We start from the raw sequence: 2,599 nt of genomic DNA on the forward strand, positions 1-2,599 counted from the left end.
GGCTGCAGTGGTGAAATTATCGAGGAGAGACTTCGTTCATTAGTCCCAGATCTTGATGCGTTTCACTTGGACGCTATTCTGCTTTCTCATGAGCATACTGGTCATATCTCATCTATTGAATATTTCTCCTCTCAATACAGAATTCCAGTTCTAGCTACTCTGAAAACGTGTCGAGCTGTCATGCTCGAGATAGGTCGAGTCTTACCTGAGGTTCGTCTTTTCGTTCCAGGTATGCCATTTGTTATGGAAGACCTGGAGATAACTCCCTTTTCTATTCCGCATGATGCAGCTGATCCAGTGGCGTTTCGAGTTGAGGTCTCTAGCCTAGAGAGGACAATCTCCATAGGAATTTGTACGGATTTAGGGTTTGTTACGTCTGGAGTTATAGGCAATTTGTTGAATTGTACACTTCTCTTGGTAGAATCTAATCATGATCCAGAACTTGTGGCTAGAAGCAACCTTTCTGCAACTGACAAGAGACGTTTACTGGGCAGATGCGGACACCTATCAAACCAAGAATGTTCTGAACTTTTAAAAGAACTAGCTCATCCTGGCCTGGAAAGAATCTACTTAGGTCACCTGTCTGAAAATTATAACAAACCCGAACTAGCACTTAAGAGCGCCCAAGAGGCGCTCTCCAGGACATCCTTTCAAGGTGATATTGTAATCGCAACTCACAAACAGTGCTCCAAACCATCGCTTTGGGATTAACGCTTCGTTGGTTCAGTTAGCCTGCTTCGAGGAGCACCAAGTACTATTTCGTCTTGTTGGCCACTTAGGCGAATCGTTGCCAATCTCTTGGAAAGATCCTCTAACTGTGACAGAGAAGATTGCGCTTTTTGAGAGCTCTTGAAATTAGTAATCAACTCATCTTGAGAGCCAAACTTAGAAGAAAAGGTAACTTCAGATGCTGTGTTAAAATCAGGAACGTACAGAAAGGAACAAATAGATGGAGATAAAGTAGAGTAAATGTCAGCACTTGCTGGCTTCTCAACCTCAACTTTCACAATCTGTTTAGGAGGCCTACCTCTTTTTGGACGGGGGTTCAATGCCTCACTCGAATAGTAGACTTGTGCCTTTGTTCGTAAAGATTGACGAATCTCAGACAAGTCTTTCGGAATCTTCGTATTGAATAAATGACGCTTGATCTTTTCAATAACATTGTTTGACAACTCCAAATCTTCCTCAAAGACAAAATCAAAATCATTCTCCCGAAGCCATTCAGTAATTCGAATGCGAAATTTGTCTTGGTAATACTGTTGCCATTTATCATGCTCAGAATGATGGTCAAGCAAAAACTCAAGAAAGTTTTCACGAGGATCACGTGATCCTATAATATCAAGAAGCTTCTCACGTGTATCTATATCGTAAACTTTCTCATGAATGAATCCCTCCATTAATTTCTTCTGCTCGTAGAAAGTTAATTTCGGGATCAAATAATAGCGCTCCCTAGATTCATTCAGCTCAAGAAGAAGGGCATCTATCTCCTCTTGCTCCTTGTCTAAATCCATGTAAATAATAAAACCTTCTACACGATCCAAGAAGTAATCTCTCTCATCATCTGACTTAGCAAACGCATCCATTAGACGATTGAATCTAAGAATTAACGGATTTTGAGCTTGAGGGAAACGTGGCGCCGGAGCAGATGAAGTTTCACTTTTTTTGCTTTTCTTTTTTTTTGACTCCTCACCCTTCATTTTCATCTCCTTCTTACTCAACTTCTATTTTTTTTTAGAAAAAAAATCATTTCTTTCTCGTTAATTGACAAATCAATAATTCCTATTATTTTCTAAAGACTACTCTTGCCTGTTTTGAAAAAAGATTGAAGAGTTTCCTTATCTGAAATTATTCGATCGATAAGACCAAACTTCATAGCCTCTTCTGCAGACATCCACGTATCTCGATCAAGAGACTTTTCAATCACTTCTCGTGGTTGTCCAGTAGCTTCCATATAAAGTCCAACCATGGTCTCTTTTGTTTTTCTGATTTCACGAGCTTGAATCTCTAGATCAGTGGCTTGCCCAGTAACAGTGCCCCAAATAGCCGGTTGGTGAATCATGATTTTGGCTTGAGGAGTTGCCCATCTCTGACCTTTGGGAGCAACAATACTCAACATTGAACCCATGGAAGCTGCTAGCCCAGTAACTAGAGTAGTAATTGGAGATGATACTAGTCGAATCTGATCCCAAATCGCTAACCCAGCAGTTACAGATCCGCCAGGGCTGTTAATGACAAATAAAATCCTCTTGCCAGGATCGGAAATTTCAAGATGCCAAATGCGATGAATTACTTCACGAGCAGAATCTTGATCTACGCCCGAGTGTAGAAAAACAATACGAGACTTGAGAAGGGAAAGCTCAACAAGATCGTTGACTTTAGAATGGGGTTGCTTTGGTTCTTCTTGCTCTTCATCTAATCTTTCTTTTTGAATAAAAAGATCTATCATTTCTTTCTCCCTTAACGACAACTATTTAGAAAGTCTAGGGATATGAGAATAAAGGGGAAAGGAAGAGCATAATTGCTCGACTTCTTTCCTAACCCGATCAGCGACTGCAAAGTCAACTAGAGGCTCCTCTCCCTTAACGGACGTATTGCTCAA

At 40.6% G+C, this 2,599-nt stretch carries 3 protein-coding genes; 1 reads left to right on the plus strand and 2 read right to left on the minus strand.

Annotated features, from left to right (window positions below; all coding sequences use genetic code 11):
* The coding region (locus GCCT14_RS04365; protein WP_108624382.1) for an MBL fold metallo-hydrolase at window positions 1-711 on the plus strand (711 nt) is incomplete at its 5' end.
* Here GCCT14_RS04365 and GCCT14_RS04370 read toward each other — a convergent pair.
* Both GCCT14_RS04370 and GCCT14_RS04375 read right to left on the minus strand, forming a co-directional pair.
* Window positions 708-1,697 carry a UPF0158 family protein gene (locus tag GCCT14_RS04370; protein WP_108624383.1) on the minus strand — a complete coding sequence of 330 codons (990 nt, stop codon included), beginning with the start codon at window positions 1,695-1,697 and terminating at the stop codon, window positions 708-710. The genes GCCT14_RS04365 and GCCT14_RS04370 overlap by 4 nt on opposite strands.
* A gap of 92 nt (window positions 1,698-1,789) precedes the next feature.
* Window positions 1,790-2,446 carry an ATP-dependent Clp protease proteolytic subunit gene (locus GCCT14_RS04375; protein WP_108624384.1) on the minus strand — a complete coding sequence of 219 codons (657 nt, stop codon included), beginning with the start codon at window positions 2,444-2,446 and terminating at the stop codon, window positions 1,790-1,792.
* Window positions 2,447-2,599 lie beyond the last annotated feature (153 nt).

The sequence above is a fragment of the Candidatus Similichlamydia epinepheli genome, from assembly GCF_003056015.1.